At 38.8% G+C, this 19,005-nt stretch carries 15 protein-coding genes and 3 pseudogenes; 5 read left to right on the top strand and 13 right to left on the bottom strand.

What is annotated here, in order from left to right; translation table 11 throughout:
• From BLV99_RS18140 to BLV99_RS16470, 7 genes and pseudogenes are all read right to left on the bottom strand, one after another.
• Positions 1-110: pseudogene (locus tag BLV99_RS18140) on the bottom strand (IS6 family transposase); the annotation flags it as partial.
• A gap of 41 nt (positions 111-151) precedes the next feature.
• Entirely contained in the window at positions 152-688 is a 537-nt protein-coding gene (locus BLV99_RS18780) for a hypothetical protein (protein ID WP_425283565.1), read from the bottom strand.
• Positions 689-724: 36 nt separating this feature from the next.
• Positions 725-2,824 carry a BREX-1 system adenine-specific DNA-methyltransferase PglX gene (gene pglX, locus BLV99_RS16490; RefSeq protein ID WP_425283564.1) on the bottom strand — a complete coding sequence of 700 codons (2,100 nt, stop codon included), beginning with the start codon at positions 2,822-2,824 and terminating at the stop codon, positions 725-727.
• Between the two features lie 49 nt (positions 2,825-2,873).
• Positions 2,874-6,548, bottom strand: coding sequence for a BREX system P-loop protein BrxC (brxC, locus tag BLV99_RS16485; RefSeq protein WP_092692667.1), 3,675 nt, complete (start codon positions 6,546-6,548; stop codon positions 2,874-2,876).
• Between the two features lie 40 nt (positions 6,549-6,588).
• Positions 6,589-7,164, bottom strand: coding sequence for a DUF1788 domain-containing protein (locus BLV99_RS16480; protein WP_092692664.1), 576 nt, complete (start codon positions 7,162-7,164; stop codon positions 6,589-6,591).
• Positions 7,165-7,180: 16 nt separating this feature from the next.
• Positions 7,181-7,792, bottom strand: coding sequence for a DUF1819 family protein (locus tag BLV99_RS16475; RefSeq protein ID WP_092692662.1), 612 nt, complete (start codon positions 7,790-7,792; stop codon positions 7,181-7,183).
• A 10-nt stretch (positions 7,793-7,802) separates the two neighbouring features.
• Positions 7,803-8,669, bottom strand: a complete 867-nt coding sequence (locus BLV99_RS16470; RefSeq protein ID WP_092692659.1) for a BrxR family helix-turn-helix transcriptional regulator — start codon at positions 8,667-8,669, stop codon at positions 7,803-7,805.
• A gap of 208 nt (positions 8,670-8,877) precedes the next feature.
• Between BLV99_RS16470 and BLV99_RS16465 the strand changes: the two genes are divergently transcribed.
• Positions 8,878-9,207, top strand: coding sequence for a DUF4236 domain-containing protein (locus BLV99_RS16465; protein WP_010116447.1), 330 nt, complete (start codon positions 8,878-8,880; stop codon positions 9,205-9,207).
• Between the two features lie 261 nt (positions 9,208-9,468).
• Here the strand turns inward: BLV99_RS16465 and BLV99_RS16460 are convergent, their stop codons facing one another.
• The 3 genes and pseudogenes from BLV99_RS16460 to BLV99_RS16450 all read right to left on the bottom strand — a co-directional run bounded on the left by BLV99_RS16460 (position 9,469) and on the right by BLV99_RS16450 (position 11,422).
• On the bottom strand, positions 9,469-9,618 hold the full coding sequence (locus BLV99_RS16460; protein ID WP_225554346.1) for a hypothetical protein: 150 nt from the start codon (positions 9,616-9,618) through the stop codon (positions 9,469-9,471).
• A 242-nt stretch (positions 9,619-9,860) separates the two neighbouring features.
• Positions 9,861-10,163 (bottom strand): annotated as a pseudogene (locus BLV99_RS16455) (HNH endonuclease signature motif containing protein); the annotation flags it as partial.
• A 26-nt stretch (positions 10,164-10,189) separates the two neighbouring features.
• On the bottom strand, positions 10,190-11,422 hold the full coding sequence (locus BLV99_RS16450) for an ATP-binding protein (RefSeq protein ID WP_092692656.1): 1,233 nt from the start codon (positions 11,420-11,422) through the stop codon (positions 10,190-10,192).
• Between the two features lie 475 nt (positions 11,423-11,897).
• Between BLV99_RS16450 and BLV99_RS16440 the strand changes: the two are divergent.
• Together BLV99_RS16440 and BLV99_RS16435 are read left to right on the top strand one after the other, a co-directional pair.
• Positions 11,898-12,299: pseudogene (locus BLV99_RS16440) on the top strand (IS30 family transposase); the annotation flags it as partial.
• A 701-nt stretch (positions 12,300-13,000) separates the two neighbouring features.
• Entirely contained in the window at positions 13,001-14,311 is a 1,311-nt protein-coding gene (locus BLV99_RS16435; protein ID WP_068912254.1) for a replication initiation protein, read from the top strand.
• A 123-nt stretch (positions 14,312-14,434) separates the two neighbouring features.
• Here the strand turns inward: BLV99_RS16435 and BLV99_RS16430 are convergent, their stop codons facing one another.
• The 3 genes from BLV99_RS16430 to BLV99_RS18775 all read right to left on the bottom strand — a co-directional run bounded on the left by BLV99_RS16430 (position 14,435) and on the right by BLV99_RS18775 (position 16,377).
• The gene (locus tag BLV99_RS16430; protein ID WP_019383598.1) at positions 14,435-15,433 is read right to left on the bottom strand and encodes a ParB/RepB/Spo0J family partition protein; all 999 of its coding nucleotides are present in this window, start codon (positions 15,431-15,433) and stop codon (positions 14,435-14,437) included.
• Positions 15,433-16,050 carry an AAA family ATPase gene (locus tag BLV99_RS16425; protein ID WP_004758942.1) on the bottom strand — a complete coding sequence of 206 codons (618 nt, stop codon included), beginning with the start codon at positions 16,048-16,050 and terminating at the stop codon, positions 15,433-15,435. The genes BLV99_RS16430 and BLV99_RS16425 overlap by 1 nt, the downstream gene beginning before the upstream one ends.
• Positions 16,051-16,236: 186 nt before the next feature.
• Positions 16,237-16,377: a hypothetical protein gene (locus BLV99_RS18775; protein WP_019383597.1), complete on the bottom strand. Its 141-nt coding sequence runs from the start codon at positions 16,375-16,377 to the stop codon at positions 16,237-16,239.
• A gap of 254 nt (positions 16,378-16,631) precedes the next feature.
• On the opposite strand from BLV99_RS18775, the gene BLV99_RS16420 reads away from it, so the two are divergent.
• Entirely contained in the window at positions 16,632-17,048 is a 417-nt protein-coding gene (locus BLV99_RS16420) for a hypothetical protein (RefSeq protein WP_068912257.1), read from the top strand.
• A 284-nt stretch (positions 17,049-17,332) separates the two neighbouring features.
• Positions 17,333-18,483 (top strand): IS3 family transposase gene (locus BLV99_RS16415; RefSeq protein WP_228200337.1). Its coding sequence is split into 2 segments (ribosomal slippage): positions 17,333-17,573 and positions 17,573-18,483, totalling 1,152 coding nucleotides; the frame shifts between segments, so codons are not numbered across the junction.
• Positions 18,484-19,005: the final 522 nt, after the last annotated feature.

Genomic DNA, 19,005 nt, shown 5'->3' with positions numbered 1-19,005 from the left:
TCAGCGAGCATTTCTTGAAGTTCACGATAGCTGATGCCATATTTACAATACCAACGAACAGCCCAAAGAATGATTTCACCTTGAAAGTGCCGACCGTGGAAGGGATTCATCTGCTGTATCTCGAAATAAATAAGATATTTAGCTTATCATGTCAGCCTATTTGCAACAGTGCCTTATTTTCTTCCTCCAGATGTTTCATTTCAGCCACGGCGTTAGCATTTTGCTGTTGCCACGTATTAAAGGCTTGTTCTAGATTTGGTTGTTCCGTACGGATAATTGGGTTCTCGGTAAAGTCCCACGAAGTTTCGTAAGAATTCCAATCATATTGGGCTATACTTATAGCCCTTTTTGAAATACTGTAAGACTCAGCCAAACCCAGAAATGGTAACGCTTTGATTATTCCAGTTGTTACATTTAAAGTCCCACCTTGAATTTTAACTAAATATTCGAACAATTTGCTATTCAACATTGATAGTGTGCTTTCAAGCTCATCCCCAAATATTGAAGGAGCAGCATCATTAAAGCCTAACGTGTCATCACGTAATCTAAATGAAGTAATGCCCGAGCCAACTTTATTCCATGAAATTGCTTTTTTAAAAAAGAATTGACTATTTTGAGGTCTGGACTTTAAAGATCCATCTGGATTTCTATGGTTTTTTATTGCAAAACCATTACTCTCCCAATTCATAACATATTCTTGATTTCCGAACCATTTTCGGAAAGCTCATCCTTTATCAGTTTTAATCCATTTTTCCTGACCTTTTGAAAATCTAATTTTATATAATGCAACCTCCCAGAATCTTCTTAAGAAAATATCATCATCCCGAGTTCCCAACCCCTCTTTTACTTCAAAATGTTCGCCAAATAATGTGCTCTCAAATAAATCATAAACATTATTGGATAACCAATAAGCCACAGGACTACCAGGAATTTTCTTAAAGTCATCTTGAACGGTTGAGTCAAATCGATTTAGACCTGCTTTTAATTCTAATTCTTTAGAATCTTGTGCTGTATCAACAAGTCTAAAAAATACTGGCTTAAATCCATTTATATGTTGCCCTTGCATCACAAAAGCTGTTGTTTGTACGACTTCCCCTGATATTTCAGGAAATGCTCGAGCACCTAAATGTGCCATGGTCTGAATCGTACGATCTTGTAACAGCTTTTCACGCATCGCTTCATAAGAGGACAAGAACATCCAGCTTTGCATGGTCACCATGCTGTTAAAACCACTGTCCTTACACCATACAAAACCACGCTCAATAAACATAGCAAATAGATCTGACTTGCTGTCAGGGAATTTCTTCTTGGCAAAATCTTTAAGTTCTGTATTCATCCCCTTACCGCCCATATACGGCGGGTTAGCGATCACGGCATCATACTGCTTACCGAGTAATTTAGCCTGTTGTACTAGAGGTAACAACTCTTGTGCCGACTGCTGACTAAAGATATCGCCTGACTCTGATGCTGTTTTTAATTTTTTTTCTAAATCAGGCAGTTTTTCGGCTAATGCTTCAGGCACCTGAATCAAAGAACCAAAGGTCGAAGAGTGTTCAAATAAATCCAGTAATTCTTGTAAATCTGCCTGCGCAATGTTGGTGCTGGCTAAATCTTGGCTAAATGCATCTAAACGTTCTGGCTGACTATCCTGTAACGCAATGATATTGAGCTTCGGTGGATTGCTAAATAAACGGCGGTCATCCTCACGCGCTTTCATCAACAGTGCAAAACTCGCCAACTGTGCTGCTCGGGTATCAATATCAATCCCGTACAGGTTATTTTCCAGAATCAAACGTGGAATATCACGACTACGGTAACCACGTTCTAAGTAAATCGCTTTTAAGCAGTCATAGGCTTCCACCAGAATATGCCCCGAACCACAAGCTGGATCCAGCACGGTAATGCTTTCAGGGTTTAAAGTATCGCCATCTTCACTGATCCGCACATCAATCAGTTGTTTGAGTTGAGCATTTACTTCATCCGTCTGTTCAGCGGGTTGAATATAGTATTCCCAATCATTGGCCAGGGTACTTTCTGGATGCGCCATCGTCCATAAACGACCGACACTGTTCTGTGCTAAATATTTTACAATCCAGTTTGGGGTGAAGAGTTGTGTCGCTGCAGGAATGTCTTCACTCTTGACAACTTTACCAATGACTTGATCTTTCTTTTCAGAAATATAGAACTGATACAGCCAGCCAATAATCTGTACATCCGACCAGTCTTCTTCCGGAATGCTGCTCACCAAATCACGGATCAAGGAATCGGTTTTGGTCAGGTTATCCGGTAACAGTAGTTCAGACTCATCAGAAACCTGTTCAAACAGCAACGGCATGACCTGATTCAACGCATGACATTGAGCCAGTAACAGCTCACGGTACAGTTCTTCGTCTTTATTGCCATCCAGCTTGAGTTCAGCCACACGGCTGGCATCTAAACCCGGTAGGTCAATATCCAGACATTCTTCCAGAATCTGTGGCAAGCCTGCACTACCATCTGCACTACTCAGTACACGGCGGCCATGATCCAGTAAGCCTTTGCATTCCATGTAACGAATCGCACAGAGACGGTTAAACCAGCTGTAAGCGATATAATCAACCGTCTGCTCAAAACTGCTGGTTTGAATGCGCTTGATCAGCTTGTCACGTGGTTTCAACACCGACAGGGGAAAAACAGTCTCGCCAATCAGCAGCAAGTCGCCTTTCTGTTCTGCCGGTAAAATGCGGTCTGCGGTGATGCCATATTTGGCCGCCTGCTTGCGCATCGCTGCGATAAAATCATTGCGTGCTTGCGGTGCGTATTTTTTAATATTACTGGTATTCATTTAAAAACCTTCAATTGATTGCTGATGCCGTATAGATCGCTAAGCTGAGTTAGCGAATACGCACACGCTTTTTGTCACCCACGATTTTCTTCAGTTCAGCTTTGAGTGCGTCTACAAACTGATCCACCGATTCTTCCGTTTCCAAATAGACACTGCTGGAGGTTTTGCTGTAAATGCTGGCGACATCGACTTCCACCACCGGTTTCGGTGGCACTACGGCGATAGCAGGCTTTACAGGACTCGCAGCAGGTGCTGATGTAACTGGGCTGGAGGTGGTTGCAGTGTTGGTTACACTCTCGGCTTTGCTCTGAGCCAGTTGTGCTGTTTTGGCCTGACGCTGAATTTCAGCCTGAACTTCTCGTTCCAGCTCATACAAGGCTTCGTCAAAACGCTCGACGGCGGTTTGGGTTTGCAGCATATAGATGGTGGACAGGCTGGTTTCCACTTCAATATCTGCTTTGAGCAATTGCAGCGGACGCAGTAGCTTATTACTCAGCTCAGCTGTAGCAATCCCGCAATTCTTGATCTCGGCTTCCAGTTGTTTGATCTTGTCATCAATTTGCTCTACCGCCTGACTACATTTTTCAGTTAGTAAACGTTCATTGACACTTTCCACAGTGCGAACCAAATCAGCGATTTTATTTAACAGGCCGTAGGGAGATTCAGTGGTCGAAATGCGATGTAATTCAGATAACGCTTTTTTCGCCACCTCATCACTGCCCAATGCCTGTTTATTTTTCTCAAAATGACGTAAGGCTTGCTGCAGTTGCTGCCAGCTTGGCATCTGATTGCTGAAGAACTCATGAATATCACGATAGTCTTCTTCCAGATCCAGATAGTCGTCCTTGTTATCAACCACCGCTTTAAAGAAATCGAAGCTGTCGCTATTGGCCAGCAAACGTTCCAAAGTGAGAATCGACTTTTCAATCACTTTTTTGCCCGGGAACTGCCCGACATCGGTTTTGCTCTGATACGACTTAAAGTTAGCTAACCAGATCTTAAAGTTTTGGGTATAGAACTCAAACAGCTCTTTTTCTGTCGCTGGTCCCATTGCAGAGAACAAGTCTTGAGTCAGTTGACGCGCCTGTTTCAATATCTGATCATCAGTCTGACGCTTTTTAATGATGGCAACTTCACGGCGACGGCGGCTATTCTGTAAAGGTTCCAGCGCATCTTTCAGCTGCAAGGTGCCTCCATTTAACTGCAGCGAAATTCGTCCCATCGCAGCCAATTGACCTGCCAGCAGTAAAATCTCGGCATCCGGCCAGCCATAAGGACGTTTAGCAAAACGCTCGACCACGTCAGACACCAGAATACGTTCTGTACCGGTTGCACGCAGCGAAATATACTGTTCCACTTCCTGTAGGGCTTTCGGATTGGTCTGCCCACCATCTAGGGATAATCCCAGCTGTGCCATATCATCTACAGTCAATACGGCGTTCAGTTCACGCCAAGCATCCTGCTGATAGACCTGCAGATAGCTCAGTTTGGTATAGGTGTTTTCCAGCAAATAACGACAAGCCTCATCCAGCTTGGTGGTTGGGCTAGAAGATGAAAGCTGCAGATGTTGACCCAAGGCATAACTTTCCGCGTCCAGCAACATTTCTTCGACCCGGGCACGCAGGCGTTTTTTACGCTCCTGATTCTCACGACCACGGTCTGCCAGAATACGGGTGATATCGGACTGGGTGCCATCATCATTTAAACGAATGAATTTATTGGTTTTCAGCCAAGTTCTGAGCTCATTAAAGAATTGCTTGTCATCACTGAGTTTAAACAGCACCTGTCCTTCAGCACTTTTACCAATACAAAAGGCTTCGCTGTAAAGGTTGTATTCAGTATCTAAAGGAGAAATGATTTCAACTTTCAAATCACTCTCATACTTGCCATCTAGGCTATGGCTATCTAGGAAACGTCCAATCTGATAGTCCATCTTGTTGGCCTGATGGCGGTACTTGTTCTGATCCCGGAGCAAATCTTTAAAAATGAGATTGGCTAACTCTTTATTTTCTTCTGAAGCAGCTAAGTCAGTGGCTTTAATTTTTCGGGTGATATCGCGTTCTTCATTGGTCAGGAACAGGAACTCATCGCCATTGCGGGTAATCAGGCTTTCCTTTTCCAGACGCAGCAGGCTTTCTTCAATCCGCTTGCGTAATGCCAGCTTGTCTTCGTCAATTTTCTCAATCGACAGGGTCACCAGATTATCCAGTGTGCCTTTAATGATATCGACATAGCGGATCATGAACAGGGTACGCAGCATCTGTACATCAAAACCATCCAGAGTCTTATTCTCACCGGCCTGGTCGATAGTACGTTTAACCGCTGTATCCAGAAATCCTTCTACTGAGCTGTAGAATCGGTGGAATGGAACCAAAGCCCCCACCTCATCCGTTCCAATGGCTTTAGCGGCCATCTGGAACGCATCCAGCATAGATCGCTCACCATAGGCCAGATGTGCACCGGTCGCACCGACTTTACGGATTTCTTCAAAAACTTTCTGCACCAGTTGAAAATGATACGGCGCAAAAGGATAGTTATTCACAAAGCTGTCAGGACCATCGAAATTTTTCAGTGTTGGTCCTGAACGGTCAAAGGTAATCTGGTTTTTTAAGATATCGCCCTTTTGCTCAAACACCGATCTGAGCAGTGCTTCAGCTTCCGGGGTCTTGCGCAGTAAACGTTTCTGGATGACTTCATCGGTATTGGAACTGGACAGTGATAAACGGGTTTTAAAACGTCCAGCAATCTTGGAGAAGTCATTGGCTTTGGAAGAAGACAGCTCGCCTAAAACCGCGTCGATGTCCGCTTGTGAGGTGACAATAATCCAGGCCCGGCCTTTACAAATGGTGCCCAGATTTTCAGTAATGGTCTGCAGGGTCAGCATCAAGCGGGTATCACTACCAATAAACTGGCCCACTTCATCGACCAGGAACAGCATCCGTTGCTGTGGTCCTTTACTGTCCAGGTATTCTTTGACCCACTGACAGAAGTTTTCCACCGAAACACTAAAGGTCTGCTCAGAATCTTCAAACCATTTATGCGCAGCTTCAGCGGATAGGTTCAGTGCCTGAGAAATCGCTGTTTCGACATCATCCTGATAAAACTGAAAGCCATCACGTTCATCCAGCCAAGAGAGACCACTGGACTGCTCAAAAGCCTGTTTAAAGCGTTCATACACCCCTTTCTGACTCAGGTGGCGCTCCATATGGGCAATGTGTGGATGATCAGCGCTAAAACCCTGATACTCGTTAAACACCCGTAAAAACACATTCAGGATCGGATTGCCATCGTCATTGGAACTGGCTTTACTGTCGATGTTAAACAGGATGACATCGGCATGATGGCTGACGGCCTTGCCAATATCGGCACGGATAAACGCATCACGGATTTTAGATTCATCAAAGAACTCGGCTGCGCTACGTTCCTTACCTTCAGCATCGCTTGCCACTTTATTGGCCAGAATATAGGACAAGGTTTTCAGAAAATGCGATTTACCTGAACCAAAGAAGCCAGAAATCCACACGCCGACACGATTGGCAATCGAAGGGTCGCTGAGGTCTGTACCATAGGACTGGAAAAAGTCCCGAAAATGCTTTTCCAGCTCATTGGTGACCACGTACTCATCCAGCTCCTGGTAAACCGTGGCATTATCATCCTGATCTGCCTTCACCACCCCGTTAATTGCACGATCTAATGGCTTGTAAAAAAGTTCTTTAATATTCATCTCAATCAATTCCCCGAATTTTTATGGCTATTTGTCGTGCTTATGGCACCAATCTGAAGGCTCTGTAGTAATTGTTGCTTGGGATTTTTCCAAATAAACTCATGGCCTGACCGTCGTAATAGCCCGGATAAAACAATACGACCGGCTTATGCCCCAGCAAGGAATGCAAACTGTTTAACAAATGATGTGCACGTAATAGCGGCCAAACCGACCCCACCCCCGTCATCAACACTATATCTTGCTCATTGGTGGCATATTTGCTCACCAGATACGGCGCAAACTTATCCATATGCAATGGACCTTTCAGTGCTTTGATGAGCGCCTCATCGCCTTTGGCTTTTTGCATCTGAATGGCTTTATCGATAAAGTTGCGCTCAGCCAGGTAATCCACCACTGCTTGTAGCAGATTAATATTCACCACCTTCAGTTGACTGTGTTTTTTCTCCAGCATCCCTTCCAGAAAATGAATATATTCGCGGACTTTCAGCTCATCTTCAGGCGCATAATCAAAAATCCAGAATCCAATTTCATTGCCTAGCCCCTGACCGGTTAAAAACTCGGTTGAAAGAATTCGCTCTGGAATCTGATTCAGACGCTCATGTATTGCTTGACTCATTGCTGCCCCTCTACAACTACCGCGTCCATAGCGACACTTCCATAGATCTTTTAATACGTTGTTTATAATGTTCTTCCAACAGGCTACGCAGCTCTGCTCTGACGATCACACGTTGTAATTCCAGCGTACGGGTACTTTTTAAGTAACCGGCTTCTGCCAGCATGCGAAACACCACCTGCCCCATTTTTTTCTTGCTGGACTCTTTCCAATCACAGATATCCGGATCGCGTTGTGAGCGTTCATCCAAAAAATCTGACCAGATATAACTGTCCAAGTGTTGCGCCTGGGAGATATAGGCATCCCTCATCACCGTTTCCATAAACTCAAGCAGCAACAGGTTGCGTTCCAGTGCGCCACAAAAAGCCACCTGAGTCGCCAGCTCATCATCCCCATCACGCAAAGCTTTCCAGAAATCAGGCTCTAAGCGCTCAAGACGCTTACGAATGGCAGTGGCGTTACGTTGGGCTGAAGCAGGCGTTCTTTTTTGCAGAATATTGTCAATCTGAATTGCCTGATGCCATTGTTCTGGAGTCGCTTCTCGTAATAACAGATCCGCGATCAGCCGGCTTTCACGCACCATCAGGGAGCCACCAATCAGGTCACTGTCATAATGAAATTGTTCTAACATGGCCAATCTCCTATGAGGCCTGATCAAACAGGTAAGACGACAGCTTTTCGATATCTGAGCGTTGTAGTACCAAGGGATATTTCAAGGCATCTTCCGCCTCAGCCAGCGTGATCGCGGCCTGATATCGCTGCAAGGTATAGTGAGCCAGGGCTTTTTTCACCAGAATCTGTAATCTGCCATCAGGCATGCCGAAGTCTTTTTCGACCAGCGCTTTTTGAGCTTCATTCAATTTTGGATTAGGGATCAGCGTCAGTACAATTTCTTCATGCCATTGCTGATCCTGAACAGGGTCTACTGACTCAATCGCCACCACAACAGGTGTGCGATCAATTCTGGAGAGTAAAAAGTCCTTAAACTGCTTGCTCTGATGGCAATAGGCACGGACATGCCAGCGAAAACCGGTATACACCAGGGTGTGTGGGGAAATGATGCGTTCATGCCACTGCGGATTCTGCATCGAGGCATAAATCATTTTTAAAGTGTTTTGGTTTCGGCAGGCACGCAAAACTTCCCGAATCACTTCAGGACGTACACTGCGATCAGGTAATTGAACTGCTGCAAGATTCGGTTCTGGTGTCGCAATCAGGGTATGCGATTCACTAACCAAACCTGACAGCATATTGAGATATTCATTGATATGTACGGTAGTCAGCACCGGTTGAAACGTGGCTTTAGGCACATAGCCTTTTACGGAGGGATCATGGACCAAGGCATCGGGGTTATACAGCGTATTGTAACGCTTGATATCAGCAGAAGCCTGCTGTCGACTGAGCCCAAACCAGCTCATCAAGCGATTGGTGACCAAACGACCTTCCCAGTATGCAAGCAGCTCGATCGCTCGCATTCTTAGAAGAACTTCATGCTTATCTGTCGTCATATACCAATCAGTCAATAAATAGCAGTTTTAAGATTACCCTACAGCAAATATACAGTAAACATTTTTGACGGTATTTAAAGGTAGTATTGCAATCACCAGATAAAAAATATACTAATATCGTGATGATAGCTGTCAAAGTAAGATCTCTAGCAGATCATGGATCCTGGTGTAGAGCGTAAATTGAGCTAAATTTTAGAATGAGAGCAATATGGGTTTTAGATTTCGTAAAAGTATTAAATTATTCCCGGGTTTTAAAATTAATCTGACCCATAAAGGCATCAGCAGTGCCAGCATTGGCAAACCTGGTGCTTCTCTAAATATTGGGAAAAAAGGTACGCGAACCAGTGTCGGTATTCCAGGTACGGGACTATCTTACTCTAAACACCAGCCTTACTCTAAAAAGACCCGTGTTCCACAACCGACATCGCTAGAACACACGGAATATAATCCTCAGAATTTAGAACAACCGAAGGCAAAGATATGGCCTTGGATTATTTTTGGAATATTGTGTTTTATTGTGGGTGCCGTCATTTTTTAGCAAAAACAACATTGTATTTTGATCAAAAAAAACGCCCACATGGGTGAGTGGGCAAACTAAGGATATTAAGATCCTTCAGAAACTACAGCGCGATTCTCGCTACTACTCTATCCGTTATTTAAATAAGCGACTGTGGCTCACAGCATATTGCTGATCGCACAGCTTAAAAGTAAGTTTTGTTGTAGTTTTAATGAATTGCGGTTTTTTAAAGGAGCTTTTTTATAGCTTCATTATTTTGTGTGTTTTTTTTAATTATTCAGACTATTCTAAATAGTCAGTACGTAATAGTATCACCTGTTGATCTTGGTATTGGCGATGAATGGTTAAATCCATTTTAGCAATTGTTTGTGAGGTTAAATCTGACGGCTCACGTACTAATAAGCCTTGTAATGTTGTTAGTAAACTTTTCATTTTGCAATCCCCTATTTGATTTAAATCAATCACATGAATAGTACTATTTTGTAACATCAATATTTCAATACGATGAATCAAAGTGATATTAAAAGGACTGCCCCCTGTATATATAGAAATCAGTCCTTAAAAACGGCTTAATCAACGATCCAACTTTATAGAATCGGATCGTTTAGGCATTATGTTCAGGTTAAAAACAAGAGTATTGATTAACCATGACTTGCAAGGCTGGTTAGGGTAAATTAGCCAGACCAAAGCCATATCTTGCTGATAGATGAGTACAAAAGCTCGTCAAACAAATCCGCTCTAGTCTCCTCTAAGCTGATATCTGATTTTCTTCTATTACAGAGCAGATGAACCAGCAGACCATTTTCTAGCACACCTTGCCCACCTGCGGCTTTGGCAATCCTATGATCCGATTCAGTAGAATCGAGATAGATTAATCCATCACAAATGGGGCAAAAGTTATGATTACCCACTAGAAAATTATGCTTAAGCAAATTTTTGGTTAATGCTGAAAAGGCCTTGGGCTTTGATCGAGAAATTAGATTGTCGATGCCTACACTCCACTTTACTTATTTTCAGACAGCAACCAATCGAGAGCGTTCATTTTTACAATACCATTATAATTGGCTTCAGTCCCTATCGTGTCTAAGGTAAGTAAATACTTAGGATATGAATCAGAAATTTTCTGTAATGGACGTAACTCTCGGCTTAGTGTCTCCTCATTGAGCGTTTCTAATGCCACCTGATAATAAGTTAAATTTTGTAAAGTATCGACAGCAACAAAATCAATTTCATATTCATCAACCCGCCCTACATAGACCGTATAGCCTCGTCTGACAAGCTCAAGATAAATCACATTTTCTAAGATATGACCTTGATCAGCATTAGCATCAGGCAACATAATGCGGCGCAATCCAACATCAACTAAATAGTATTTTTCAGAGGATTGTAATAACTCACGCCCACGTACTTTAAATTGTGCTGCGCTATAAAATAGCAAACTGTCCTGTAAGCCCTGAATATAGCGTTTTACTGTTTCAAATGATATTTTAACCCCACTTGAAACAAAGGTGTTTTTAATTTTATTGATGGAAATGGGTGAGCCTGTCACGCTTGCCAAATATCTTGCGACACGCTCGAGAGAGTTAATATCAGCAGTATTCAAACGGGGAATAACATCTTTAAACATTACACTGGCATAGACTGCTTGCAAGTAATCATAGGTTTCCTGTTGGCTGGTCATGGCAAGCGTATAGGGGAAACTACTGCGCGTGTACATCGCATACAAATCACGATTGGATAATTGTTGGATGATCGGATTATTTTCAATATGCCACTGTTTAAACTCTTGGAATGACAAGGGTAAAACATGTTGCTCGATATAGCGTCCTGTGAGTAGAGTCGCAAGTTCTCCACTCAGAAAGAATGCATTTGAACCTGTAATATATAAATCGATATAATCCCGAACATATAAAGAGTCGACTACTTTTTCAAAATTAGTAACATGTTGTATTTCATCTAAAAAAACATAGTTTTTCTTGCTTTCATCAACTTTTGACAATACATAATCATGTAGTTTACGGTAATCGGTGAGTTCTTCAAATTCCATAAATTCAAAGTTGATGACAATGATGTTTTCGGCTTGTACCCCCTGTGCTTTTAGGTCTTGTTGAAACATCGCCAGCAAGGTGGATTTTCCAGAGCGACGTACACCCGAAAGCACTTTAATGACATCACGGTTTTTCCATGTATTCAGAAATTTCAGGTAGCTCTCACGTCGAATATTATTCTTTATCATTGTTTACACTTAGACTCTAAACTTTTTATATATTCTATCAAAATTTAGATCACATAAGAAATATTCTTTGTTTTTAAGAAAAGTTTAAATTCTAATTGAAATATTTAAATTCCTATTATCGCAGGTGTTAGAGGTGCTATAGACAATAGATTTTCACTGGAATATTTTTTTCAAACACGATATAGAATATTACGTCTCTGTAGATACTAAGCTGTTTTTTAAAAAATCAGAGATGGTCACATCTAAAACTATCAGCCAATCACACAGTCCAGCACCATCCATCTTCCAACACAGCAAGAATCTTGTGAAACGAAAGACCAGCTGCAAATCGAACTGGAACGTGTAGAAAACAGTATTGTTCAACTCAATCACGAAATCAGTATTTACCAACGCTATGCCGATCAATTCCCACGGCTGTCGAACGCTCTTCATTCCTGCATGAATCACAGCCAAAATAATTTAGAACTACTCGAATGTGAAACGTAAGAGTCTATATGTACATATGGTTCATTTGTGGCAAACGAGAACCTCAACTAAAACGATCTCGTGTCCTTTAGAATGTTTGCGTAGCAGTCATGCTTATAGTGTGACTTTTGATAATGGTAAGGAGTTTTCAGAGCATAGTAGGATAACAGATGCATGCATAGACACTTACTTTGCGGATCCATAAAAGTCTAATCAACGCGCTAAAAATGAAAATACGAATGAATATTTACCAAAATCCTTATCGTTTGATGATGTATCAAAAGAGCGAATAGAATAGATAGAGTTTGGTCTAAATAATCGTCCTAGAAAGATACTATGTTGGTATACACTCAGTGAAGTGATTGCTGGTTTTTATAGTGTTGCACTTGTTGCTTCAATTCGTCTTATTTAAAATTTTATTAAAAAAATTAAATTAAAGGTTTATAAGTATTTATATATGTTTATATATGTTTAATAAAGTTTATGAGGATATTTTTATATTTAAATTCAAGTGGTTATTCATTAATAACCATACGTTTTGTCCGTTCAACCATACGTTTTGTCCGTTCAACCATACGTTTTGTCCGTTCAACCATACGTTTTGTCCGTTCAACCATACGTTTTGTCCGATAACCATACGTTTTGTCTCAATTTATCCACAAAATTATCAATAGTAAAAATTCTCTTAAAGTGAATATACAAATATTCATTGCAGTTAGCACAATAAAAACTATAACCATGAATTTTTTCTATTCCAAATAAATGATGATGTTTTAAGCACTATCAATACGTTTTGTCCGATGTACATGCTTTTTTATTGAAGATTGGTTTTTCTTTCTATTGATATATTGGATTATTTTACTTATTTTTTTATTGTAATGACATTAAAAGCATTTAATAGCAATGCTTTTGAGCTTATTTGAATTTTATTTTTGATATAACCATACGTTTTGTCCTGTTCTCATTATTTATTAGATTATATGAAATGACCATACGTTTTGTCCGTTGTTGATAATTTTATTAAATATCTGTGAATAACCATACGTTTTGTCCGTAAGCTAAAAGATATATTTTTATTGATCTGTTTGCTTTCATTGTTGATTTCAATACAAAATGTTATTAATGTATGGTTATAAAATTGTAACCACGGAGTTTGGTTTGAAAAGTACAGAATTAATAAAGCCTTCTTCTCGTCGTGTTCAATACACTGATTTAGTGGCTACACGTAATGATATGACCACTGCAAATTACAGTTATGAAGCTAATGAAGAAAAGCTAGTGTACTGTGCTATGGTTGCTGTGCGCAAAAATGAACTAAATAAAAATATGCGCTTTGATCCAGATGAGTTAATTACGATTAGTGCAGCTAATTTTGGTGAATTGATTTCAGAAAAAGATTTAGATAAAGATGTTGTCACAGCAAGTGAGCTATATGAAATTCATCGGTATGGTGAAAAGGCCTTGCAGCGTGTTTATGATAGTTATAAGCCTAAGGTAATGTTGATCAAGAAAAAAGATGATCCTACACCAATTAAGGTACCAATGATTATTTATTGTCATTATAGTAAAGAAACTAAATGCATGCAGATTCGTTTTGCTAGAGAATTTTATAATTACTTCTATAACTTAATTAATCCGACAGGTATGACGCATTCATTTAGTACACACCAAATTCGCTATGTTATGCGGATGCGTTCTAATTATGCCATGCGGATTTATAGGATTCTCAATTCTGAATTATGGAAAGCTGAGTCATTAGGTATTCAGCAAATTCATGATATAAGTTTGGAAAGATTGCGTTTTGCTTTAGATATTGAAGATAAATATAAACTAATCGATAACTTAAAAAGCCGTGTTTTGAATGTTGCTAAAACACAAATTAATAAGTTAAGTAATCTTGAAATTGATTATGAAACGATTAAAAATGGAAAATTTGTTGTAGGTATACGTTTTACTTACAAAATGAAGGAAGAGCATAGAAATCTAATTTTTCAACGTATTATTGATCGATTAAAAGAAAAACATCTTAAAAATGCAATTCCATATAGTGATGATGGATCACACTTTAAAGATAAAGAACGCGTTAAATATATTAAACCAGTCACTAAGTTGAGCTCTAAGCAAATCACAGTTTTAGTGAATTGTGATGTTTTCTTAAACGATTATGGTTGTTTTTTAGGTGATTTGGATACGATTACAGCTAAAAAAACGATGCGTAGCTTATTAACAAATAAGTTAGATATATTGAATGATCATAAACTTATTGATCTGGATTACTATTTTTGGATACAAGCAAAACGCAATATGAATATCTTTAAAAAAGATGCGTCTGAAGATAATATGGCAGAGCATGAAGATAAAAATATTGCAGATTCTGATATGGATGAAATTTTAGATCCTGCAGAAGATCAACTACCTTTCTGATGATAACCTTTCTTATGTATCATTTTTTAATCTTATATATATGGTAAATGGTAGTATCCAATATCAATCTATAACATATTGGATACTCAATTATAAATTTCCACTGTGGAAATTTATAATTTTTTATACCTTATCGTCTAAATCAGCAAGAAAAGCTTCTAGTTTTTCAATTTTTTCTTGATTAAATTCAGCATTTAAACTAGTACGAATATTTACGACTGTCTTCCCATTGAGATTTTTTTCAATCTTAATTGAGCCAAATTTAAGACCATTTTTATCTTTTAGTACCATTTTATTAATTTTAGACGTATTTGTGATATTTTGTTCTTGCTTTTTAGCTATCTCTTGTACAGTTAATGCTTTTTCTATTTCGTAAATGAATTTTTTTGATGGACGATTAGTTTCTGTAAATTCATTTAGATATTTTTTCCATATATTAAATGTGGCAGATTCAACCAATTGATGATTAAATTTTAAAACGAGTTTATTTAATTCGGTTAACAATTGTTGTGCAGTTGCACCTGAAATAGCTTTTGGATTTATTTTTAGATCTTCTTTTATATAATCTGGAAGTTTATAAAAGCTCATTAATCTAAAGTATTTAGATTGATCTAGTTGATATTTTTGAGTGATAAATTCTACATTTTGTATAGAGTATCCAAACTCATTACAATGTTTTTGTATGGCGTTGACTAATTCAAAATCACTAAGATCCGATCGATGTAAGTTATCAATCAATGAAATTAAAGCTGTTTTTTCCTTGGATTTATCATCTCGAATAATTGCACGAATCGTCTTATGCTTTAATATATCTCTAACAGCTCTAAACCTTTTTTCTCCACCGACGAGCTCATATCTTTCCTCTTTTTTTATAACAACAATAGGGTAAATTTGTCCATTCGTTGCAATACTCGTGGCAAGAATTTCAACTTCCTGTAAAACTTTATCTGTAATAATACGAGGTTGATGCTCTGAGAAGTCAATAAGTTCTATAGGTACATCAACAATATTATTTTCAATTGATGATATTAATGATACTTTTCCTGTTCCTGCTGCATTAATAAATGCCTGCTCCATTTCAAGAGAATCATTAAAATCGACAATTAATGGTTTTTTTGCCATTACAGGATCTCCACCAAAAATTCATTTAATTCATCTTTTGCTTTGCTGCTACCCATTTCTAATACTGATTTTCCTTCGATCATCGCATCGCGAAATTGTTTGCGATCACGCAAAATTGTATTTAGTGTTTTAACAGACTTGACTTGCTGTAATAGCTCTAAAGCAGCATCAATTTCTGTAGATTTATTATTAGTTGGGGCTTTATTTAACACCACAAATGTTTTTAAATTTTTATTCACTTGTTTTGCTGTATTTACTAATCTTAGAACAAAAGGTAGTACTTCAATATCTGTTTGACTAGGTTGTGTTGGAATAATAAGAACATCTGCTGTTAATAATGCTGAACGAAATTCAGCTGAATCACGCCCTGCAACATCCAATACAATATATTTATTATTTTGTTTTAATTGTTGTAATTCTTCTTTTAAATTATCTTTAAGAGCAATGGTTGTAATAGAATCTTGTAGTCTACGTTTACTCCATTTTATAGAGGATTGTTGATCATCTCCATCTACAAGAGTCGTCTTGCCTTTTTTACTCAGAGCAACAGCTAAGTTGGTTGATAGCGTTGTCTTTCCAACACCACCTTTTTGATTTGCGATTACGTATATTGTCATGGGTAATATATATAAAAATTAAATTTATATTAGCATAATAAAAAAATAAAAAAAATATTTTTAAATTTCCACTGTGGAAATTTAAAAAATCAAATTATCTATAAGCCTAGTTATTATCTTTTTCGGATTCAATAGGCTTTGTTGCATAAAGAATTTAAAAGTAAAGCTTCCCCAAATCACTCAAATTTAAGTGACAACTTGGGTATGAGGTCGACCTAATTCTGTAAATTTATTGAGAACTGCCAGACGTGCATGAATCTCATCATTTTTGATGGCACCTGCTTCTTTTATTGAAAGGATAAGATGATCAAATAGGTTGTTATCCATGGAATTGCTCTTTCACATTATTGATGCAGGATCGAATTTTTTATTGGGCTGAAAGAATTCCGCCTAAAACTCAACGCCTAAATCGACTAAAGACGGATTGCATATTTTCCCACTGTGGAACAGCATGCCCATCAGAGTGAAACAAAAAAATGAGATTTTATCTCCAAACCCTTTATTATTTTTAAGATCGTATATGATTTTAGAAATTTGAAAGAAACTCAAACTTTAAAATATTCGAATCATGAGGATACAATATGAAAATCAAGTTAATCACGCTGACATTAGCACTATCCGCAGCATCACTGGCAAACGCACATAATCATGAACAGTTAATCAGTAATGATTACCAACTGTTTAGTCCAGAAATCACCTCTAAAATCACTGAGCACAAACCTGTTTCATTAGATTTTATTGCTAGTGCAATTAGCACCCCAACTCAGGCGGTATTAAAAGAAAATTTAGGTGAGACTAAAAACGTCGTAGTGATTAGCGATGCGGAAACCTGGTATTACGGTGTTCAAATCACCGATCAGGCAAATCAAAAATGTTCTGTCTCTTTTATTTTCGACCGTGAAAATGGCAAGTTAAGTACATCGGCAGATCTGGTCAGCTTCCATCCAGTAGAATGTGAATTAGCCGTTGCCCAAAAATTAGAAAAGAAAAATAACTAACTCCAAACCAGACATTAAAAAGCCCGCAAATGCAGGCTTTTTAATTCGTCCAAATTTTCTATATATCACCCTGCCAGAATCCGGTTTAATGACAATTAAATAGAATATTTGAACTCTTATTGGCACTGTTGCAAATAACCACGAATGGTAAGCTGAAGACTGTTTTAGCTAAAGGTGCAGCATGTGAATCCTTTCCATGGTCGGCATTTTCAGGGCGAAATGAATAGCCACCGATTTTGTAGACACCTTTTAGTTAGATAAAATGGCTAATTAACGAGGTGCTTATGAGCAGTAGCAAACGATACCCTGAAGAATTCAAAATTGAAGCAGTAAAGCAAGTGACTGAAAAAGGTCATAGCGTGGCTGAAGTTGCCGCACGTTTAGGTACAACCACGCATAGTCTTTATGCTTGGATCAAGCGTTATGCTCCTCAAGAACCTAAAATCACAGACTCTAGGGATGCAGTTTCAGAATTGGCAAAGCTAAAAAAGGAGTTGCAAAGAGTTACTGAAGAAAGGGACATATTAAAAAAAGCCGCGGTGTACTTCGCAAGCCAGTCCAAATGAGGTATGCCTTTATTCAGGACAATCAGCACATATGGTCTGTTCGTCGTTTATGTTCGACTCTAGATGTTCATCACAGTGGTTATTACGCATGGTTGAAACAACCCACTAGTAAAACTGCGAGGAAACGACAACAGCTTTCAGGATTGATTAAACAGTTCTGGCTGGAATCTGGCGGAGTCTACGGCTATCGCAAGATTCACTGTGATTTGAAAGATGTTGGCGAAAATTGCGGTATCAACCGGGTGCATAGGTTAATGAAAGCGAATGGGCTTAAATCACAGCGCGGCTATCGCAAGCCTAGATCTTATGCAGGTACGCCAAGTATTGTTTCCGCAAACACCTTAGAACGACAGTTTAATCCAACTCAGCCTAATCGGAAGTGGGTAACAGACATTACGTATATTCGTACACATGAAGGTTGGTTATATCTTGCTGTTGTAATTGATCTATTTTCACGCCTTGTTGTTGGGTGGTCTATGAAATCAAGAATGACTACAGATCTTGTGCTAGATGCGTTATTGATGGCTTTATGGCGGAGAAAACCAAAGAACAAGGTTTTGATTCATTCTGACCAAGGCAGCCAATATACCAGTCATGAATGGCAAGCATTCCTTAAACAACATAATTTGGAATGCAGTATGAGTCGTAGAGGCAATTGCCATGATAATGCTGTTGCAGAAAGCTTTTTCCAGCTATTAAAACGGGAACGAGTTAAGAAGAGAAACTATGCATCAAGAACTGAAGCGAGGTCAGATATCTTTGAATATATTGAAATGTTTTATAACTCAAAAAGAAGACATGGTTCCAATGGACAACGTTCTCCATTAGATTATGAAAAGTCCCATCAAAAGATGGTTATGTGTGTCTAGAGTTTTGGTGGCTATTCAAAATCATTCTTTGGGCTGTGCGCTGATATTGTAAATATGGCATTAGCTATGATCATCTCTTAATGCATAGCGTTTAGTCATAAAAGTATAATGGGGACAAGACGGTTTTCCTCAAATTAATTGATGACACGCCCTAGGTTAAATACTCTCTATCCTTAATACTAATCAAAAATAGTTTTAGGATAAGTTTTTTCAATGAAAATTATATTGCATAAGATTAAAAAATATTTTCTAAAAAAATAGCCTATATTTTTAGCCCTTAAATGAATAATGATTTTTTTGTAACTATAGAGCACACCCCAAAGTAACGTCACATCTGTCTGTATCCGCAACCTAAAATCAATGGTTTAGAAGCGGTGGAACATAGATTTAAATACGCCTAAAGTAAGTCTTAGATTTATACGTGACAATAAAAAGCCAGTTGCACTGGCTTTTTCTATTTTGGACTTACATTTCAAATTTCGAATAAGAGATTTTGTGTTAAATCAATCTAGTAATATTTAC

This window comes from Acinetobacter kyonggiensis (assembly GCF_900107285.1).
Lineage (GTDB): Bacteria > Pseudomonadota > Gammaproteobacteria > Pseudomonadales > Moraxellaceae > Acinetobacter > Acinetobacter kyonggiensis.
This window is presented reverse-complemented; position numbering and strand designations above follow the sequence as displayed.

Excerpts from the sequence above, each read along its gene's own strand:
- BLV99_RS16425 (WP_004758942.1), bottom strand. The coding sequence starts at position 16,050 with ATGACAATATACGTAATCGCAAATCAAAAAGGTGGTGTTGGAAAGACA.
- BLV99_RS16470 (WP_092692659.1), bottom strand. The coding sequence starts at position 8,669 with ATGACGACAGATAAGCATGAAGTTCTTCTAAGAATGCGAGCGATCGAG.
- BLV99_RS16460 (WP_225554346.1), bottom strand. The coding sequence starts at position 9,618 with ATGAAAAGTTTACTAACAACATTACAAGGCTTATTAGTACGTGAGCCG.
- BLV99_RS16420 (WP_068912257.1), top strand. The coding sequence starts at position 16,632 with ATGAAAATCAAGTTAATCACGCTGACATTAGCACTATCCGCAGCATCA.
- BLV99_RS18780 (WP_425283565.1), bottom strand. The coding sequence starts at position 688 with ATGAATTGGGAGAGTAATGGTTTTGCAATAAAAAACCATAGAAATCCA.
- BLV99_RS16480 (WP_092692664.1), bottom strand. The coding sequence starts at position 7,164 with ATGAGTCAAGCAATACATGAGCGTCTGAATCAGATTCCAGAGCGAATT.
- brxC (WP_092692667.1), bottom strand. The coding sequence starts at position 6,548 with ATGAATATTAAAGAACTTTTTTACAAGCCATTAGATCGTGCAATTAAC.
- BLV99_RS16450 (WP_092692656.1), bottom strand. The coding sequence starts at position 11,422 with ATGATAAAGAATAATATTCGACGTGAGAGCTACCTGAAATTTCTGAAT.
- BLV99_RS16430 (WP_019383598.1), bottom strand. The coding sequence starts at position 15,433 with ATGGCAAAAAAACCATTAATTGTCGATTTTAATGATTCTCTTGAAATG.
- BLV99_RS16475 (WP_092692662.1), bottom strand. The coding sequence starts at position 7,792 with ATGTTAGAACAATTTCATTATGACAGTGACCTGATTGGTGGCTCCCTG.
- BLV99_RS16465 (WP_010116447.1), top strand. The coding sequence starts at position 8,878 with ATGGGTTTTAGATTTCGTAAAAGTATTAAATTATTCCCGGGTTTTAAA.
- BLV99_RS16435 (WP_068912254.1), top strand. The coding sequence starts at position 13,001 with ATGTTATTAATGTATGGTTATAAAATTGTAACCACGGAGTTTGGTTTG.
- BLV99_RS18775 (WP_019383597.1), bottom strand. The coding sequence starts at position 16,377 with ATGGATAACAACCTATTTGATCATCTTATCCTTTCAATAAAAGAAGCA.
- pglX (WP_425283564.1), bottom strand. The coding sequence starts at position 2,824 with ATGAATACCAGTAATATTAAAAAATACGCACCGCAAGCACGCAATGAT.